Source organism: Nocardiopsis potens DSM 45234 (assembly GCF_000341105.1).
Classification (GTDB): Bacteria; Actinomycetota; Actinomycetes; order Streptosporangiales; family Streptosporangiaceae; genus Nocardiopsis_A; species Nocardiopsis_A potens.
Genome location: NZ_ANBB01000041.1, coordinates 33,161 through 50,425, shown reverse-complemented (window position 1 = coordinate 50,425; position 17,265 = coordinate 33,161). Strand labels below are relative to the sequence as shown.

Sequence of the window (17,265 nt, the reverse complement as noted above, 5' to 3'; positions counted from 1 at the left end):
CCGGTGTCATCAGCGTTTCGGCCACAGGACGCTCTGGGCGTACACCACAGCGACGTCTTCGCCGTCGGGCTCGTCCGGACCCTGCTGCAGCCCCTCTTCGGGGAAGACCACGGAGACCAGGCGCTGCACGCGCGGCTGCTGGGGATTGCTCCCCTCGCAGCGCACGCTCTCGGCTATCTCCTCGTCCTTCTCCTGGTAATCGAAGACCTGGCGCTCCTCCTCACCCGGCAGCTCGTGCGCGGTGTACACGCTGAGGTTGTCCGCGGTGCAGATGACCTCTGCGCCGCCGCGGGTGGTGACGAAGCGCAGTACGTAACGGGGGCGCTCATTCTCGAGCAGCTGGCCGGTGATCTCCAGCTCGGACGCGTTGTCCGGAAGGATGAGCCCGCTGAGCTCCTCGAACCCGGTCTGGAGTTCCGCGGTGTCGCCTTCCATGGACGAAGGAGAGGGCGGGGTCGGAGGCTCTTCGTCGGAGCCGGGGGCGGTGGGGCCGCAGCCGGCGAGGAGCAGGGCCGCGCACCCGGTGGTCAGCGCGGCGGTGGAGCGACGCATCAGGGTCACCCTTCCACTGTCGGCAGGTCGGTGTCGCCGCGGACCCAGAATTCCCGGGCTATGCCCGTCTGGTGCAGGAAGGCGAGGTCGGAGTGGTTGATCTGGGAGATGTTGGACTTCCAGCCCTCGCCGCCGAACAGCGGCTCGGTGGTCTCCCGCTCCCAGTCGTACCACTTCTGCATGTTCACGCTACTGTCCATCGAATACGTATAGTCACCGCCCGGTTCTTCAGGGGGATGGACGGTGATCTCTCCTTCGAGCCAATAATGGAAGCTGCCGAGAGCGGTGGCCCAGTCGGGGTTGTCGTAGACGTAGTCGCGGCCGTTCACATCGTCCGGCGGATATCCCCAGCCGGTCTGGCTCGTCCTGATAGGGAAGGTGGTGGGGCCGTCGATGCCCCGCGCCTCCGCGTCGGCCAGCACCTCGTCGATGACGTCCTGCTGTGCCCTCTCCACCTCGTCCTCGAACTCAGGGATCTCCTCCATGAACGACTCCATGTCGAGGTCGACCGGATCACCGGAGCCTTCGGCGAAGTGTTCGAGCATGTCGGCCGAATGGGGGCGGCAGTAGGCCCAGTCCTCGTCCTTGCCCCAGTACATGGGATTCCAGCAGGCGAGGTGCCGGGCGCCCAGGACCACCGTGTCGATCTCGTCGAGGACGTCGCACGTAGTGGAGCCGGTGAGCGGATTTCTCGGGGGAGGAGACCCGATGATGCTGGGTGAGACCGTGCACTGCGAGAGCTCGGCGCCCTCCACGGTGTTGTAGTCGTTCTGGGATGCGATGACCTCGCTCTGCTGGGGGTAGGAGTGCTCTTCCGCGTAGACAGGGCTTTCCGACTCCGGCACGTCACCGCTGGTGACGGGATCCTCCGCAGAGGACTCTTCGTCTTCGTCTCCTCCCTCCCCGGGGTCGGGCGGGTAGGAAGCGGGGGTCACCGCATAGGGCCAGGTGGAGTCGTCGTCGGGACGTCGCTCCTCGGAGTCGGGGGCGGGGATCTCGTGGACGGGAGCCTGTGGCTCCGCGGCATCGGTGCGGGGGGTGTCCCCGCCTTCTCCCTCGCCAGCGCACTCCTCGGTCTCGACGCCGGCGATCCTGCACAGGCCGACGGAGTAAAAGGTGGTGACCTTGTCGGGCATACCGAAGGCGACGACAACGGTGACAACGGTGCCCAGAAGAAGGACGATACCGCCGTATTCGATGAAGCTCGCCCCTCTATCACAGGAGCGATTTCGGCCGGACACGGCTATCTCCAATTATATGTGGGGGATGTCAGGGGACACGGCGAGAATAGCGCATCCTGAGTCGGTGTGGTACGGAGCTGTGGGCCCCAATCAGTTCTTCCGCAGTGCAAGGCGGACCGACTCTTCCGCGGGAGCCGCTTGCCCTGCCGGTTCTGTTCGGAAACGACGCAAGAAGAGCGGAGGGGCTTCTTCCACTGGTGGATCCCGCTCAGGAGGGGGCGTGTGCGGAGCCTGCCGGTGCACCTTGTCGAGCGGGTCTCCAAGTGGTGAACAGCGGATAGACCGACCAGGAGAGCAGCGCGAAGCAGAGCAGCTGGAACGGGTACGACATCGTCAGCAGGAACGCCGTGTGCAGGAGCGCACCGCCGATGAACGCCCACTTGCGCGTGGCGCGGAACCAGAGTCCGGCGGCGAGGAAGAGTTCCAGGCAGACGGCCCCGGCCGCCCCCGCGGCGAGGAGCAGGGCGGGGAACCGCTCCGGGGCGAAGGAGATCAGTGCGGCGTCGGTGCCGACGCTGCGCACGAAGACGTCCCCGGCGAAGAAGGACGGGTTGGTCTTGGCGATGCCCGCGAAGGCGTACATCGTCGAGACCTGCGTCATCAGGAGGAAGGCCGCGGCCCCGGGGACGCGCTCGCCCCGACCGGCCCGCAGCGAGCCCCCGCCGGAGGCGGCGAGCGGCATCGCCAGGAGGGCGAGGAGGAGCAGGTGGTTGGAGTAGGTCCGCTCGTCCAGGAGCAGCGTGTACCAGGAGCAGGCGGCGACCAGGCCGGCCGAGAGCGGGACCGCCGCACCGAAGAGCAGCAGGGCTCCGCCCGCCACCCACAGCAGCACGACGAGCACCCACAAGATCTCGGGGAGCGGCAGGATCGGGAGCTTGAGCCGCTGCGCCTCCAGCTCCAGGAAGTAGGGGACGCTGAGGCAGGCCTTGGCGATCGCCGCGCAGGCGATCATGGCGCGGGCCAGGCCCAGGGTGCGGGAGCCGACCTGTGAACCGGCGACCGCCGAGAGGAGGGCGGAGGGGGAGGAGAGAAGGCTCAACGGTGCTCCCCGCAATCGACGGTGGCGGACTCCTCAGGCCGGTGCCCCCGGAACTCGGCGACGTCCGGTTCCAGCGCGCAGAGCTCCGCCAGTAGGGCCTCGTCGAGCCGGACCTCTGTGCGGTTGGCGGCGATGTCCGACTTCCGGAACGGGACCACCGCGCCGTCGGTCGAGACCGCTTCAACCTCGGGGGGCGGGATTCGTCCCGAGTACATCTGCCAGCCGAAACGGGTCGGCCGCTCCTCCGCGGTGAGCTGCACGGCGGCCGGCACGGACACCTGGACGGCGAGGAGCGCGGCGATGAGAACGGCGGTGCGGCGCCCGCGCCCGGTGGCGGGGGAGCCGGGGGAGAAACGTCGGTCATGGGCTTTCGGTGGGGGCGGTGGGATCGGGGAACGCCCGCACGGGACCGTCACCCTTCGGCGGCGAACGCCTCAAGGGTGTAGTCGAGCTCGGGCCGGGGCTGGAACCCTGCGAGCCGGGCGGCTTCTTCGAGGACGCGGCCTTCCAGGTCGTAGACGTAGACCAGGTCCTCGTCGTCCTCGGTGTCGAGCAGAGGGGCGAGCGAGCGCACCGACTCGTCGTCGACCGGAGTGCTCCAGACCTGCCATTCGGTCTCGCGGTCATAGCCGCACACCTCGCGCCTCAGCAAAACTCCGCCCCTCCCCGTCAGGGCTTGACCTTGCGATCCGGGTCGGCAGGCCGAAGGCGAACACGGCGGCGACCGTGGTCACCGGGAGGATCACCAGCGCGGCGTACTCGATCTTGAACCCGCCGTGCTCTGCACGCCACACCCAGCGCAATTACCTTGGCTTTTCTGATGACGGAGGACGGTGCTCCGTCGACTGCGGGGCCGCGCCGGGGGCGGCCCTGGATGGGATGGCCTAGTACCAGTTGGTGCTGTAGCCGGGGTTTTTCGGGTGCGGGTCCTGCCAGAAGGCCCACGCTTCACAAGGGGTCCGGTAGCGGCCCTCGATGTAGTCGAGGCCCCACTCGATCTGCACTTCGGCGCTGTCCATGTAGCCCGGCGGGAAGGCGTGGGCGGAGGGGTGGAGCTGGGGGATGCCGGCGGCGCCGCCGCTCGGGTTCACCGCCTTGTGGTTCCAGTTGCTCTCATGGCTCCACAGGGTCTCCAGGCACTCCCACTCCCGGCCGGTGAAGCCGCGTTCGGCGGCGAGCTCCTTGCCGAGAGCCTTGTTCTCCTCGTTGTCGCCCCCACGGCCGCCGGTGGGGATGTTGAACGAGTACTCCTCGGGCTTCTTCGGCCGGTCGACCTCGGTCCAGGTCTTGCCGTCGCACTCGGGGCCTTCGACGAGACACACCATCTCGCGGACAAGGTCGTTGAACTTGCCCTGAGGGTCCGTCTGCATGACGGCGCCGATGATGGAGGCGGCCAGGATCGTGAGGCCGGCGACCTCGGCGAACTGGATTCCGCCTCGGTCGTCGCCTCTGCGGGCACGGAGTCTGTGAAGGATGTCCCTGCGCATGGGGGGTACCTGTTAGTTCCCTGAGGGGTAGGAGGTCATTTCAGAGAAATTTTTTGAGTGGGCTCAAAACCCGGGAATTCAAGAGAAATCTCGGAGGTGCTTTCAGGGAAGAGGAAGGAGTTCCAGTATGGTGATGATTTTTCATCTCCGACGGTGGTGATGAAATTGACTGGCCTGTATGTTCCGGCGCACATGCAGACCTTTTTTTCATCTTGGAGGGGGTGGTAGCGAATCTGGTTCTCTTTGTCGAGGGCGGTAACTCCACTCATGCCGTTTTCTAGATAGTAGTAGAGTTCGTTCTCTTGTTTAGAGGAGTCGTAATCGACCCCTCCGCGTGCGCGCAAGGTCCATGTCACCTGCGTGTAGCCGCCCTCGGATGACCTTTTCACCTCGTTGACTTCGATGTAAGAGTCTCCGAGCTTCGAGTCTGAGGCGTTGGCGGTTGCGAGAACAGGAAGCTCTTCATCGGCGTAAGACGAAGAGGTCAGGGGGAGAGTCACAGCAAATGTGATTGCAAGTGTCCCGAGTGTGCGACGAGCCAGCTGTCGATATTGCATGTTCAGGGAACCTTTACTTTTCAAAAGAGATGGTTACTCTGCGATTCTTCGCCTTTCCTTCTTCGGTGTTATTTGTGGCGACCGGGTCACTGGAGCCATGGCCGGCCGTCTCGAACGTCACGCCTTCTTTCGTGACCAATTTCTTCAGTTTCTCCTCGACTGCCTTCGCGCGATCTTCGGAGAGTGGTTCATTGATGGAATCGTTTCCTGTGTTATCGGTGTATCCGTCGATCTGGACCGTGCTGCCCGAGCTCTGATCGATCTCTTTTGCAACGTCCTTCAGGGCTTGGTCGGCTTTTTCTGTGAGTTCTGACTCTTCCACTTCGAACAGGACATCCGAAGAGAGCATTATTCTCGTTTCGGAGCCGCTGTCTGCTCGCGAAGTGTCGTCTTCGAGAGAGTCTGCAAACGAAGTCAGGTCTCGGATGTCAGGTTCACCGACGGGGGACTTTATGATCTCTTTGTCGGGAGACTCTGCGTTCGTTATTGGAATGTCGATCATGTCTGGAGTGACGGGAGTCGTGATGGCCACTGACTTGACATCGGAAGGTGGGGCCGGGTAGGAAACCCAAAAATCGATCGCTTCATCCTGAGCGATTTTCGAAGTGTCTTTCCAGTCGGAGCAAAGGCAGTGGTCTTCGTCTTTCCGGAGGAGTGGCATGTAGCGTTGGTTGTTCTTGGTGTCTATCAGAGAAATGCCGTCAGGGGTGTAGTAATTGCTGCTGAAGCGACCGTCGTTGAACATGTCGCGAACGGTCGCCTCTTGTTCACCCAGATTCGTGACGGTGACGTTGAGTACGACAATATCTTCTCCGTGGCGCTCCAGTGACATGACGCCGAACTCTAGTTTTTCTTTATTGGGGGTGGCGCTGGTCAGAGAAGTCGCTATCGGCGTATTCTTGCCCTCAGAATCGGAAGAACCGCCTCCGTTGCCGGATGTGTCGTTCTTTCCGCCCTCGTTAGAGGCGCCTCCGTCCGATACGCAGGAAGTGAGCAGAAGTGAGACGGCGAGGAGTGAGGTGGTAGAAGCGATCCTGTGTTTCTTAGTTGATTTGGCCAGAGGCCTGTGCATCTGCCCCACCTTTCTAGCGAGACCGTGAGTTGCCGCCCAGAGGCTAGCGGAGGATCGACGATGACGGTAGTAGCGGGTTAAGGCCAGCGTGGAGAGGCTGCCGTCAGGAGTTCACTGAAACGTGAATATGGTCCATGTGGTTGACGGTGTTGCCGCCGCGGTCGGGAACCCAGCGCTTGACCTGGTCCCACGGGCCGACGGGGTCCCGACCCGGATTCCAGATGTAGTGGTCCCACATGATGTAGTAGATGTCGAGTTCCTCGTGGTTGTCGATCATCCACTGGGCTGCCTGGTCGGACCCCTTCTTCAGGTCCGGGCTGGGGAGTGCGCCGTTGGCGGAGACCATGTAGTCACAGGCTCGGCCGCGGGGATGTTCACCGCCGTCCTCCTGCGAGCGGTAGCAGCCGACGCCGTACTTCTCGAAGACGACGCCCCACTCGTCCATGATCGCTTCGTGCGTCTCGCACATCTGGCGGGTGATGTTCTGGCCGCCGACCGCGGTGCAGGGGTACCGGCCGCTGCCGGGGCCGCCGGAGAGCTCACTGTAGATCCACTGGCCCTCCCGGTCGACCAGCTTGACATCGGTGATCGCCTTCGCCTGTGAATAGGTCCACATCCGGCGGTACTCTCCGCCGTCGGCCGGCCGACAGGCGATGTAGCTGCCGATCTCCATACCGAAGATGTCGAGGATGGGAACCGACTTGCACTCCGGGATCTTCACCTGGGCGATCGCCGAGGCGTTACCAGTGGTCACCGGAATCGTCTCGCCGCGCTCCTCGGCCTCCTCGATCTCCTCCTTGTCGGGGCAGTCGCGCTTGTTCCAGTGGACGCTCTCGTCTTCTTGGAGTTCGCGCTGGCAGGAGTTGCCCCGGACCTCGACCCGGACGAAGTTTCCGAGTCGGCCCTGGTCATTGTCGCTGGCCCGGACATCGGTGAGCTTGGCGTCGTTCTTTTTCGCGTACTCCTCGGCCGCGGCCTTTCCGCTGCTGGCCCGCCAGCTGACCCCCCAGGGAAGGCTTCCATCGGCGATGGTCTGCGCGACCCGGTGCTGGATGTCGCCGGCCGCGGCGAGGGCGGCCGCGTCTGCAGCGGATTGGGTTGAAGTGCGCATGTCGTTGGCCTCGCCGAGACGAAGGAAGAGCATGGCGAGGGCGAGGAGAGAAAACACCAAGCCGACGATCAGGTACAGGCTGGCCTGCCCCTGATCGCCGGCGAAACGCGACGTCAGTATGAGTTTCATCTGTGTGTACTCATGAGCTTCGCTAGGGGGTCGAAGAGGGGCGGAGCCGTAGACTCCGCCCCCAGTAAGCCGAACTTTCCGAACCGGATTTCGGGTGAGGAGAGGTTACTCGGGCTGGGGCTCCTGGTCGCCCTGGTCACCCTGGTCGTCCGGGTTCTGGTCGCCACCCTCGAAGTCGACGTCAGTGCTCTCGGAGATCTTCTGGAAGCCAGAGTCGAACATGGCCACGACCTTGTCCTTGAGGCCGAAACCGAACACGGCGGCGACGACGGCGGCGACGAGGAGGACGAGCGCGCCGTACTCGATGAAGGTGGCGCCGCGGTCCTTCTTGTTCTCGCGGCGCTTCGCGATGAAGTCAGAGGTCTTGGTGCGGAGGGAGACCAGGGGGTTCGTCATTTCTACTCCTTCAGCGTTCTACCGGTTCATCCGGTGGGCTCCTGCCCTTGCGACGTTCATTAATTTATGGGGGCGGGCATCCGGGCGCCTAGGGCCCGGGGGCCCAACTTCGCAAGGGGGCGGGTCCCAAGAATTCCTTGGGCCTGTGCCCTGCTGAGCAGGGGCGGGAGGCCGCCGCGGGGTCAGTCGGCTGCCGTCTTCTGCTGGGGCGGGACGCCGTTCCAGCGGGCGATCGCCTCGGCCCGGCTGGTCACGCCGAGCTTGCGGAAGATGCGGTTGATGTGGTTCTTCACGGTCTTCTCGGTGAGGAAGAGCTCCTCGGCGATGGCCCTGTTGGCGAGGCCGCGGGCGACGGCGGAGAGGATCTCGCCCTCGCGCTGGGTCAGGCCCAGGCCGGCGGGGTCCCCCGCCTGGGCGGGCTTCTCCGGGGCCGAGCGCATGGCGTTCAGGGCGACGGTGGCGGCGATGGGGGAGAGCGGGGTGCCCGTCCCCTCCGCGACGGCGTGCAGCGCGCGGTAGAGCTCCTCGGCGCTGAAGTTCCCGTGCACCAGGTAGCCGGAGGCGCCGCGGCGCAGGGCCGTGCTGACGACCTCCGCGTCCTCGGTGTGGGTGAGCATGATGACCTTGGAGAACCGGGTGAGCTCCTCGATGGTGCTCACCCCGTCCCGGACCGGCATGCGCACGTCGAGCAGGACGAGGTCGGGCCGGTGCCGCTCCGCTTCGACGAGGGCCTGGGCGCCGTCGCCGGCCTCGGCGACGACCTCGATGTCGTCCGAGACCTCCAGGAGCGCGACCAGCCCGGCCCGGACGATCACGTTGTCGTCGACGGCCAGGACGGTGATGGGGGATGCTGATGCCCGGTCGGGGGAGTCGAGCGTCACGGTGCGGCTCCTGAGCAGAGGATGGACATGTGTCTCTCAGATGTCCGTTCGCGGCATTCGGTTCCGTATGGGGGATTCATCATGATTTCTCGGGGGTCGGGGCGGGCGGGGACGCCGACATGACGGGGACCGTGACGCGCAGTACGGTCCCCTCGCCGGGGGCGGACGAGACGTCGAAGGAGCCGCCGGCGCGCTCGGCGCGCTCGGCCATGCCCAGCAGGCCGTAGTGGCCGTTGCCGTCGCGCTCGGCGCGCATCACCTCCTCGTGCGGGACGGCGAAGCCGTCGCCGTCGTCCGCGATGGAGAGGGTGCACCGCCCCTCGTGCACGGCCAGCGAGACCGAGACGCTTCGGGCCCCGGAGTGCCGCTCGACGTTGGTCAGCGCCTCCTTGAGCACGGCGATGCACTCCCGCCGCGCGGTGACCGAGGGCTCGGGGGACTCCTCGGGGAGGTCGGTCGCGGCGGCGATCCCGCTCTGCTCCGCCCACTCCTGCACGGCCCGCTCCACGAGCCCGGTGAAGGGGGCGCCGGCGTCCTGGTCGCGCAGGTCGGCGATGAGGGCGCGGGCCTCTGAGGAGGCGGTGTCCGCGGCGTCGGCGACCTGCGCGGCGATGTCCGCGGCCCGCTCGGGGTTCTTCTTCAGCCAGAGCGGGAGCGCCTGGGCCGCCATCGCCGCCCCGCGCAGCGTCTTGGCCACCGAGTCGTGCATGTCCCGGGCGAGCCGGTCGCGCTCCTCGGCCGCGGCCGCGGCCAGCTCCGCCTGCTTGCGGGCCTCCTGTTCAGCAGCCAGCTCAGCGAAAACCGCCCGAACCTTTGAACCGATGTAGGCCGTGATCGGGTAGAGCGTGGGGTGAACCAGGAGGGTCTGAAAGCTGAACACTTCGACCGGGGCGTCCTGCCCATGCGTGTAGACGTACAGCAGGACGGCCAGCGTGTAGCAGAGAATCTGGAGCAAAGCGACCAGGAACGCCCCACGTACGCCGTACAGGATGCCACAGACCGTCGCGGTGATGACGGTGATGATGAACGCCGGGCCCGATGGGCCCTCGATCACCAGCACCGAGGAGATCAGGCAGACGTCCAGGGTGATCAGCAGCGGGTGTTCGTGCAGGTAGGGAACGAATCGCTCCCAGTACCGTGCGGCCAGACCGGACAGCAGCGCGAAGCAGAGGATGAGCAGGAAGGTAGGGGGGGTGAGCCGTTCCTCGGGAATGAGCAGCAGGGCGAACGCGGCCAGCAGCATCCGCAGCTGCAGCAGCAGGCGGACCAGCGAAGCCAGCCGGGGGAGCGTCGCCTGGACGGGGGTACTCATGGCTCTGCTCACTCGCCGCTGATGAAACTGAGGTCGATCTCCATGCCGAGGAACATGCCGCCGCCGATCACCAGAAGCAGGCCCGGCAGCATGGTGGCGGCGGTGATGCCGGTGACCCGGGGCGCGGTCTTCTGCGCCTTGCGCCGCAGGAACTGGGCGTCGTCCCGGCGGATGTCGTTGCTGATGGTCATGAGCGCGTCCGCGAGCGGCGCGCCGAGCTCCTCGGCCTGCTGCAGCGCGGTGACGAACCGGCCCAGCGACTCGTTGCTGTTTCGCTTGCGCAGCGCCTTGAAGGCCTCCTTGCGGGGGGTGCCCAGGTCCATCTGGCGCAGGGCGAGCCGGAACTCGTCGGCGAGCAGGCCGGGCATGGAGTCGGAAACCCGGGAGAGCGCCTGCCGGAACGACAGGCCCGCGCCCACGGTGACCGCCAGCACGTCGAGGAAGTCCGGCAGCTGCTTCTGGATCTGCTCCTGGCGCTTGTTCCGCTCGGCGATGAGGGAGAGCTCGGTCATGAAGGAGAACCCCAGGGCCAGAAACGCAAAAAGCGTCTGCCCTTGGAAGAGCATGGCCACTGCGAGACCCCCGTACAGGATGATCTCGCCGGCCTTGCGGCTCAGGTAGCGGTCGACGGTGAGCCCTTCGGGGCGGCCCGCGGAGTCGATCCGGGTTTGCAGGCTCTGGATCTGTTCCGGCTTGAGCCGCTCCTTGATCATGGGCAGCAGCGGCGAGCCGATCCGCTGGGTGATCCGGTGCAGGATGAAGATCTGGTCCTCGTCCCCGCTGCTCTTCGGGGCCTCGGAGGTGAGGTCGGCGGCGACCTGGGCCTTCGCGGTGAGGAGGTGCAGGCCCCACACGAGCAGGCCCACGCACATGGCGGCGGCCAGGCCGAGCAGGAGGATGACCGGTAGCGAGAGGGACATCGGGAGGGACTCCAGCCTCAGAAGTCGATCTTGGCGATGCGCAGTACCGCCAGGAAGCCGACGGTGAACAGGGCGATCGCGACGAGGATGAGCACGAAGCCGACGGTGCTCTCCGTCATGTTCTGGATGGCGCCCGGCATGAGCGTGTTGACCAGGAAGAACGAGCCGATGCCCATACCGAGTAGTACGTAGGCCGTTCCGGTGCTCTCGCTGAGGATCGTCTTCACCTCGCGCCGGGTCTCCTTCCTGCTCTCCAGGGTGTCGGAGATGTTGCGCAGCGCGGTGACCAGGGCGCCGCCGGAGCGGGACGCGACCAGCAGGGTGCTGATCAGCACCCCGATCTCCCGGGAGGGCATCCGGTCCCGCAGGTCGGCCACGGCCTCCTCGAACGGCTGGCCGAGCTGCATGGCGCGGGCGGTGATGCGCAGCTCGGAGCCGGCCGGGTCGTCCAGCTCCTCGGCGGCCATGTCGATCGCGGTGGGCAGCGCCAGGCCGGCCTGGGTCGCGTTGGACAGCACCCGGGCGAGCTCGGGGAGCTGCGCGGTGAACGCCTCCTTGCGCCGCTCCTCCTGGCGCTTGAGGTAGCCGAAGATGCCGGCGACCACGCCCACCGCGGCCAGGATGCCGAAGATCGGGGCCAGCGCGCGCCACAGGAAGACGACCGCGACCACGCAGGCCACCGTCACGATCATCATGAAGACCGAGATCTTCATCTTCAGCCCGGCGGCCCGGAGCCGCTGCTCGATCTTGGTGCCGATGTCGGTCGGGCGGATCAGCGCGTCCAGCCGGGCCAGCGGCGAGTTGGCCCGCCGCTCGACCTCGTCCAGGGCGCCGCGGGAGGCCAGGTCCCGCCGGTCGAGGGCGCCCACGGCCCATTCGCGGAACCCCCACACCCCGATCGCGAGGGTCAGCGCGGCGAGGAGGAGGGACAGGGTGTCGAGACTCACGGGGCGGCTCCCAGGGGAGTACGGGTCGGGGCGCCGGTGAAGACGGGAGGGATGGTCTCACCGGCGTTGGTGACGCGCTGGGCGATGTGGTCGAGGAGCGGGAAGCGGTGGAACTCGCCGTGCACGCGGCCGTCCGCGCCGAGCGGCTGCGCCTCGAAGCGGAGCACCGGGGAGAGCTTGAACGCCTCGCGCCGGGCCGAGGTGACCACCCCGATCTCGCCGACCCGGCGGGAGCCGTCGGCGTAGCGGGACAGGTGGACGATGACGTCCACCGCCGCGTTGATCTGGTCCTGGATCGCCTCGAAGGGGATCTTGACCTCGCTCATCGAGGCCAGGGTGAGCAGCCGGTAGACGGCGTCGTCGGCGGAGTTGGCGTGCACGGTGGCCAGCGAGCCGTCGTGGCCGGTGTTCATCGCCTGCAGCATGTCGAGGGTCTCCGCGCCGCGGACCTCGCCGATGATGATCCGGTCGGGGCGCATCCGCAGCGAGTTGCGGACCAGGTCGCGGATGGTGATCTGGCCGGCGCCCTCCATGTTGGGCGGGCGGGACTCCAGCCGGATCACGTGGTCCTGCTGGAGCTGGAGCTCGGCGGAGTCCTCGATGGTGATGATCCGCTCGCTGTTGGGGGCGAACGCCGAGAGCGCGTTGAGGAAGGTCGTCTTACCGCTGCCGGTACCGCCGGCGATGATGACGTTGAACCGGGCCCGGACGAACGCCGCGAGCAGCGCGGCGGTGTGCTCGTCGAGGCTGCCCTTGGCGGCCAGCTGCTTGATGGTGAACGGCTTGGGGAAGCGCCGGATGGTGATGGTGGGCCCGGTGAGCGCCAGCGGCGGGATGATCACGTTCACCCGCTCGCCGCTGGGCAGCCGCGCGTCCACCATCGGGCTGGACTCGTCCACCCGCCGGTTCACCTGGGAGACGATCCGGTCGATCGTCTGCATCAGCTGGTTCTCGCTGGCGAAGGTGGTGCTGATCTTCTCCACCCGGCCGGCGCGCTCCACGTAGATGTCGTCCGGGCCGTTCACCATGATCTCGGTGACGCTGTCGTCGGCCAGCAGGGGCTCCAGCACGCCCAGCCCCAGCGCCTCGTCGACGACCCGGCGGATCAGCGCGCTCCGCTCCCGGTCGGAGAGGACCGGGCCCTCCCGGGAGAGGAGGTGGCCGACCACCTTCTCCAGGCGGATGCGGCGCTGCTGCATGCTGAGCTTGGCGAGGTCGTCCAGGTTGACCTCGGACAGCAGCCGCTGGCGCCAGTGCGAGACGCTGTTGCGGTCGGTGCTCTCCCGGTTCTCCTGGGAGCTCTCGTAGAGGCGGTTGCGCAGGCCCATGTGGTGGTGACTCCATCAAGCTGCGGGTGGGCGGGCGGCCGCACCGGACGGGCGTACGGGATCAGGGGGGGCGGTCACAGGTCGGGCATGTGCACCCGCCTGGTCAGCTGGAAGTTCAGGTCGGCGGCCGGGTACATGAACGGCGGCGACACCGAGGCCTGCACGTAGTAGGAGCCGTCGTTGAAGCCGCTGGTGACCTCGGCCTGGTCCAGCCAGGCGGGGAGCGCCTCCCGGGCGGCCTCGGTGCCGGCCTCGACCCCCTGGGTGGAGGCGACCCGGGCCCCGGTGCGGGCGGCGTTGCCGAGCCGCTCCAGGGCGAGGAAGCCGGCGAAGAACTCCATCACCATCACGCAGATCAGCAGCAGCAGGGGGAAGTAGGCGGCGAACTCGATGAACTGCGATCCCCGGTCGCCCCTGCGGCCGCGTGAGCGGGCGGAGTGGGGGGACCCCGCACGGGAGCGTGCCATGGCGGTGTGCCTTTCTCGCTGTGGTCCTCGTCGGAGTTCAGGAGGCCCTGGAGAGCCCCCTTGGCCTGTCGCCGCGCCCGTCGGTGCGCGGTCCTCGGTCGGTCGCCGTCACTTCTCGTAGATGATCCGGGCCTGGCCGGTCACGTCCCACGGGGAGGTCGCGCTCGGCAGCACCACCGGCATGGCCAGCGTCGCCTTGGCGTAGGAGGAGCCGTCCGGGCGGTGCTCGATGTCGACGTGGAAGGTGTCGGTGCTGTCCCAGGGCGCGCTGACCCGCTTGGCCGCCTCGCCGGTGATCTTGCCGAGGTCGTTCGGGGTCACCGCGGCCTGCCGCGCCGCCTCGTTGGCGGCGTGCCCCGCGTACATGCTGGTGATGCCGAACAGCAGGACCTGCCAGACGGCCAGGGCGGCGAGCAGCAGCAGCGGGGTGACCGCGGCGAACTCGATGAACTGGGCGCCCTTGTCCGAGGAGGCCTTCTTCTTGCCCTTCCCCTTCTTCTCCTTCTTCGGGGCGGCGGCCTTGTCGCCCCGGCCGAACAGGCCCTTCTTCTGCTTCTTCGGGGGCAGCGCCGGCAGGGCGGGGTCGGCCCCGGGGGCCTGCGGGGGGAACTGGACCAGGTCCGGCTCGGGCGGCGGGGCCAGCACCCCCAGCTCGCCGGCGACCTTGCTGTACGGCTTGAGCAGGTTCTCGTCGGTGATGCGGCGGGGGTCCCCGGTGTTGGAGGCCTCCTCCAGGCTGCGGAAGATCGAGGGGATCGGGTTCTGCAGCATGGACACGCCCAGCAGCTTGCGGGCGAAGTCCGGCTGGATCTCGTTCTTCTTGCTGTGCCGGGTCAGCAGCGTCTGGACGTTCTTCTTCTCCCGCACCTGGAGCCGCTCCCACATGGCGATCAGCCGCTGCGCGGCGCGCAGCGCCGGCAGGTCCGGAGTGACCGTGACCACGGAGGTGTGCGCCAGCTCGCAGGCCATCGCGGTGGCCTCGTTCATGTGCGAGCCGCAGTCCACGATGACCAGCTCGTAGCGGGAGCTCAGGCTGGCCAGGATCTGCCGCGCGGCGAGCTCGGTCACCTCCTCGCCGCGCTCCCCCTCGCGGGGGGCGAGCAGGATGTGCATCCCCTCCGGGTGCACGTACAGCGTCTCGGAGAGCATGGACGCGCTGATGCTGTCCGCGGCCTGGACCAGGTCGACGATGCTGCGCCGGTGGTTCAGGTCGAGGTAGCCGGGGATGTCGCCCTTCTGCAGGTCCAGGTCGACCAGGCAGATCGAGCGGCCGGCCTGCGCGGCGGCGCGGGCCAGCTGGACCACCAGGGTGGTGGTGCCGATGCCGCCCTTGGCGCCGGTGAAGGTGAGGATGGTGCCGCGCCGCCCGGAGGCCGGCACGTTCGCGCTGGCCTCCTCGAAGTGGCGGCGGAGCGTCTGGGACCACTCCGCGGCCTGGGTGACCCGGGTGTCCAGGTCGCCGATGGTGCTGTCGTGCGGCAGCACCCCGCGGGCGCCCGCCTCCATGGCGCGGCTGAACACCTCGGGGTCGGGCTCGTCCACCATGAGCAGCACGGCCAGCTGCGGGTGGTTGCGGGTCACGTCGCGGATGAGCTCGACCGCGGGCAGCGGCCCCAGGTCCTCGTGCAGGATCAGTACGTCGAGGTCGGGGATGGACCGCAGCGTCTCGCTGAGCTCGGCGTAGGCCCGGTGCACGCTGACGATCTCGCATCCGCTCAGTTCGTCGAAGCGGACCATCAGCGAGGTCTCGAGGTCGGCGGTGGGCACGCCGATCATGATCTTGTGGCTCATCACTGGCCCTGACCGTCGGCGCCGTCCTGGCCCTGGTCGCCGTCCTGGCCGCCGCCCTGGCCGCCGGACTCCTGCTCCAGCTTGGCCTGGTCGCTGCTGCAGAACTGCATGTCACCGGGGTCGCCGGAGCCCTCCGGGCTGATCAGGCCGAGCCGCAGCGAACCGGAGAACGCCTCGGCGTAGGTGAGGTGCAGCGTGTCCTGCGGGTTGAGCCGGAAGGTGACCGGGACGACCGCGGAGGTGGTGCCGGTCTCGTCGGTGCTCTGGCCGACCTGGCCGACCTCCAGCACCTCCACGTCGGTCAGCACCCGGGTGGCGCAGCTGTCGTTGTCGCCCTCGGAGGGGAAGGTGGCGTAGATGTCCACCCGGGACTGGCGGCTCACCTTGCCCGCCACACCGGTCTCTGCGTTCACCATGATCGCGATCTCCCGCTCGCCGGCCTCCAGCTCGGGGGCGGGGATCACCATGCTCTGCTGCAGCAGGGAGCCCTCGCTGATGTAGGTCGAGGAGACCGGCTGCCGGCCGGGCTGGTCGAGGACCTCCTCCAGGTTGGAGATGAAGATGTCCTCGTCGAAGAAGCGGGCCGGGACCTGGTGCTCCTCGACCATCTCCTCGGTGATCGGCTGGTAGGGGGCGACGTCCTCGGTGAGGCGCAGCGTGGTGCGGTAGGTGCCGAGTTCGCGGTTGACGCTGTTCACGTAGGAGACCACGGTCAGGAAGACCGCGACGGCGCCGATCCCGGCGACGATCATCAGCAGCAGGCCGCGTCGCTGACGGGGGTTCATACGCTTCCGTTCCTAGGGAGAGGGGTTCGAGGGGCGGGAGTCCTCTGGGGCCGATCGGAGCCGCGGTGCAGGGCTCAGCGACCGACGGGCCCGTCGGGAGGGGCGTTCGGATGGGAGGGCGGGGCCTCCTGCGGGGCGGCGGCCACCGACTGGGGGGCGAGTCCCTGCTGAGGCCCGGTGCCGGCGCCGTTCGGGGCGGTGCCGGAGGGCGGGGTCTGGCTCCGCGCGCCGACCCAGGCCGGCCGGATGTGCTCCCCGGTGCTCTTGGTCGGGGGCGCGGGCACGTCGGTGCCGCGGGTCGGCGGCCGCCCGGCGATGGGCTGGTTGACGTTGCCGCAGTACGGGCAGTGCAGGCCCTCGACCAGTTCCCGGCACCAGGCGCAGGTGCCGGGCCGGATGGCGCGGGGGGCGCCGGGCAGGGCCTGGGGGTGGGCGCTGAACACGACGAACTCGATGTACTTGCGCATCCCCCAGTACTTCGCGCCGAGCGGCTGCTCGGGGAGGGCGCTCAGCGAGACCGCGCGCAGGGCGGGGGTGAGCTGCTCGTTGAACTCGTCCAGGCTGAGGCCGTCCGGGCGGGCCACCAGGACCTGGACCGGGTCCAGCGGGCGGCCGGGCAGGTTGGGGCGCGGGTCGCGCTTCTTCACCCGGCCCACCCGCTGCGCCGGGGCGTTGAACGCCAGGAAGGTGGTGCGCGGCAGGAAGGAGCCCAGGTGCTGCTTGAAGGTGATGGGGATGGTGGACAGGCTGTTGACCCGCTTCATCCAGGCGCCCGCCAGGATCTGGCGGGGGAGCTCGGAGGCGAGTGCGGCGGTGACCCCGGAGGGCAGGTAGGGGGACAGGTAGGAGAGCTGGTCGGCGACCAGGGAGAGCGCCAGCGGGGAGATGTTCATCGGGACGGCGCCGATGTGGTCGGTCAGCAGGGCCCCCCGGGCGAAGGCGATCGCCCGCTCGGCGCGCTCGGAGTTCCACGAGGCGTAGAGGGCGAGGACCTTCTTCCCCTCGTCCAGGCGGCCGCGGCAGAAGTCGATGAACGCGTCGGCCTGCTCGCCGTGGTCCGCGCCGGACAGCGGGAAGCGCTCGGCCTGGAACTTGCCGAGCAGCCCGCTGCTGGGGTAGTCGCCGAGGAGGGCGACGGCGGAGGCGGTCCTGGAGGGGCCAGTGGTCACTTCTGCGAGCTCCCGGAATCAGACGGAGGATTTAGGGGATTAAGGGCACCGAAAGCGCTCAATGTGAGAAACCGTGGTGGT

At 67.7% G+C, this 17,265-nt stretch carries 19 protein-coding genes; all 19 read right to left on the bottom strand.

All coding sequences use genetic code 11. The features are described from left to right. Positions 1 to 9: 9 nt before the first annotated feature. The 19 genes from D459_RS0116240 to D459_RS0116160 all read right to left on the bottom strand — a co-directional run bounded on the left by D459_RS0116240 (position 10) and on the right by D459_RS0116160 (position 17,184). Entirely contained in the window at positions 10 to 552 is a 543-nt protein-coding gene (locus tag D459_RS0116240) for a hypothetical protein (RefSeq protein WP_017594066.1), read from the bottom strand. Positions 553 to 557: 5 nt separating this feature from the next. Beyond that, positions 558 to 1,805: a hypothetical protein gene (locus D459_RS0116235; RefSeq protein ID WP_241485063.1), complete on the bottom strand. Its 1,248-nt coding sequence runs from the start codon at positions 1,803 to 1,805 to the stop codon at positions 558 to 560. A 196-nt stretch (positions 1,806 to 2,001) separates the two neighbouring features. After that, the gene (locus tag D459_RS0116230; RefSeq protein WP_017594064.1) at positions 2,002 to 2,832 is read right to left on the bottom strand and encodes an HTTM domain-containing protein; all 831 of its coding nucleotides are present in this window, start codon (positions 2,830 to 2,832) and stop codon (positions 2,002 to 2,004) included. Further along, positions 2,829 to 3,104, bottom strand: coding sequence for a hypothetical protein (locus tag D459_RS31830; RefSeq protein WP_020380208.1), 276 nt, complete (start codon positions 3,102 to 3,104; stop codon positions 2,829 to 2,831). The genes D459_RS0116230 and D459_RS31830 overlap by 4 nt, the downstream gene beginning before the upstream one ends. A gap of 140 nt (positions 3,105 to 3,244) precedes the next feature. After that, positions 3,245 to 3,484, bottom strand: coding sequence for a DUF7683 domain-containing protein (locus tag D459_RS0116220; RefSeq protein WP_017594062.1), 240 nt, complete (start codon positions 3,482 to 3,484; stop codon positions 3,245 to 3,247). Positions 3,485 to 3,716: 232 nt separating this feature from the next. Further along, complete coding sequence (locus D459_RS0116215; RefSeq protein WP_241485062.1) at positions 3,717 to 4,202, bottom strand: aggregation-promoting factor C-terminal-like domain-containing protein; 486 nt, start codon at positions 4,200 to 4,202, stop codon at positions 3,717 to 3,719. Between the two features lie 152 nt (positions 4,203 to 4,354). Continuing rightward, a complete protein-coding gene (locus tag D459_RS35465; protein ID WP_152522996.1) occupies positions 4,355 to 4,876 on the bottom strand; it encodes a hypothetical protein in 522 nt (173 codons plus the stop codon). Positions 4,877 to 4,889: 13 nt separating this feature from the next. Beyond that, positions 4,890 to 5,948 (bottom strand): OmpA family protein, encoded by a 1,059-nt coding sequence (locus D459_RS36945; RefSeq protein ID WP_241485061.1) that lies wholly within the window; start codon positions 5,946 to 5,948, stop codon positions 4,890 to 4,892. Between the two features lie 103 nt (positions 5,949 to 6,051). Beyond that, a complete protein-coding gene (locus tag D459_RS0116210) occupies positions 6,052 to 7,188 on the bottom strand; it encodes a pilus assembly protein TadG-related protein (RefSeq protein WP_017594061.1) in 1,137 nt (378 codons plus the stop codon). A 105-nt stretch (positions 7,189 to 7,293) separates the two neighbouring features. Continuing rightward, entirely contained in the window at positions 7,294 to 7,584 is a 291-nt protein-coding gene (locus tag D459_RS31820) for a hypothetical protein (protein ID WP_017594060.1), read from the bottom strand. Between the two features lie 182 nt (positions 7,585 to 7,766). Beyond that, a complete protein-coding gene (locus D459_RS0116200) occupies positions 7,767 to 8,465 on the bottom strand; it encodes a response regulator (RefSeq protein WP_017594059.1) in 699 nt (232 codons plus the stop codon). Between the two features lie 79 nt (positions 8,466 to 8,544). Next, a complete protein-coding gene (locus D459_RS0116195) occupies positions 8,545 to 9,777 on the bottom strand; it encodes a sensor histidine kinase (protein ID WP_017594058.1) in 1,233 nt (410 codons plus the stop codon). 8 nt (positions 9,778 to 9,785) lie between these two features. Next, positions 9,786 to 10,697 (bottom strand): type II secretion system F family protein, encoded by a 912-nt coding sequence (locus D459_RS0116190; protein WP_017594057.1) that lies wholly within the window; start codon positions 10,695 to 10,697, stop codon positions 9,786 to 9,788. 17 nt (positions 10,698 to 10,714) lie between these two features. Then, a complete protein-coding gene (locus D459_RS0116185) occupies positions 10,715 to 11,644 on the bottom strand; it encodes a type II secretion system F family protein (RefSeq protein ID WP_017594056.1) in 930 nt (309 codons plus the stop codon). Beyond that, positions 11,641 to 12,972, bottom strand: coding sequence for a CpaF family protein (locus tag D459_RS0116180; RefSeq protein ID WP_017594055.1), 1,332 nt, complete (start codon positions 12,970 to 12,972; stop codon positions 11,641 to 11,643). The genes D459_RS0116185 and D459_RS0116180 overlap by 4 nt, the downstream gene beginning before the upstream one ends. 74 nt (positions 12,973 to 13,046) lie before the next feature. After that, the gene (locus D459_RS0116175) at positions 13,047 to 13,439 is read right to left on the bottom strand and encodes a TadE/TadG family type IV pilus assembly protein (protein ID WP_017594054.1); all 393 of its coding nucleotides are present in this window, start codon (positions 13,437 to 13,439) and stop codon (positions 13,047 to 13,049) included. A gap of 108 nt (positions 13,440 to 13,547) precedes the next feature. Further along, positions 13,548 to 15,230, bottom strand: a complete 1,683-nt coding sequence (locus D459_RS0116170; protein WP_017594053.1) for an AAA family ATPase — start codon at positions 15,228 to 15,230, stop codon at positions 13,548 to 13,550. After that, positions 15,230 to 16,015, bottom strand: a complete 786-nt coding sequence (cpaB, locus tag D459_RS0116165) for a Flp pilus assembly protein CpaB (protein ID WP_017594052.1) — start codon at positions 16,013 to 16,015, stop codon at positions 15,230 to 15,232. Before cpaB ends, D459_RS0116170 begins: the two co-directional genes overlap by 1 nt. 74 nt (positions 16,016 to 16,089) lie before the next feature. Then, entirely contained in the window at positions 16,090 to 17,184 is a 1,095-nt protein-coding gene (locus D459_RS0116160; protein WP_017594051.1) for a hypothetical protein, read from the bottom strand. Positions 17,185 to 17,265: the final 81 nt, after the last annotated feature.

What these genes read in the sequence shown, in the direction of transcription:
- D459_RS35465 (WP_152522996.1), bottom strand. Translation starts at nt 4,876, where the DNA reads ATGCAATATCGACAGCTGGCTCGTCGCACACTCGGGACACTTGCAATC.
- D459_RS36945 (WP_241485061.1), bottom strand. Translation starts at nt 5,948, where the DNA reads ATGCACAGGCCTCTGGCCAAATCAACTAAGAAACACAGGATCGCTTCT.
- D459_RS0116240 (WP_017594066.1), bottom strand. Translation starts at nt 552, where the DNA reads ATGCGTCGCTCCACCGCCGCGCTGACCACCGGGTGCGCGGCCCTGCTC.
- D459_RS0116175 (WP_017594054.1), bottom strand. Translation starts at nt 13,439, where the DNA reads ATGGCACGCTCCCGTGCGGGGTCCCCCCACTCCGCCCGCTCACGCGGC.
- cpaB (WP_017594052.1), bottom strand. Translation starts at nt 16,015, where the DNA reads ATGAACCCCCGTCAGCGACGCGGCCTGCTGCTGATGATCGTCGCCGGG.
- D459_RS0116170 (WP_017594053.1), bottom strand. Translation starts at nt 15,230, where the DNA reads ATGAGCCACAAGATCATGATCGGCGTGCCCACCGCCGACCTCGAGACC.
- D459_RS0116190 (WP_017594057.1), bottom strand. Translation starts at nt 10,697, where the DNA reads ATGTCCCTCTCGCTACCGGTCATCCTCCTGCTCGGCCTGGCCGCCGCC.
- D459_RS0116215 (WP_241485062.1), bottom strand. Translation starts at nt 4,202, where the DNA reads ATGCAGACGGACCCTCAGGGCAAGTTCAACGACCTTGTCCGCGAGATG.
- D459_RS0116180 (WP_017594055.1), bottom strand. Translation starts at nt 12,972, where the DNA reads ATGGGCCTGCGCAACCGCCTCTACGAGAGCTCCCAGGAGAACCGGGAG.
- D459_RS31820 (WP_017594060.1), bottom strand. Translation starts at nt 7,584, where the DNA reads ATGACGAACCCCCTGGTCTCCCTCCGCACCAAGACCTCTGACTTCATC.
- D459_RS0116210 (WP_017594061.1), bottom strand. Translation starts at nt 7,188, where the DNA reads ATGAAACTCATACTGACGTCGCGTTTCGCCGGCGATCAGGGGCAGGCC.
- D459_RS0116195 (WP_017594058.1), bottom strand. Translation starts at nt 9,777, where the DNA reads ATGAGTACCCCCGTCCAGGCGACGCTCCCCCGGCTGGCTTCGCTGGTC.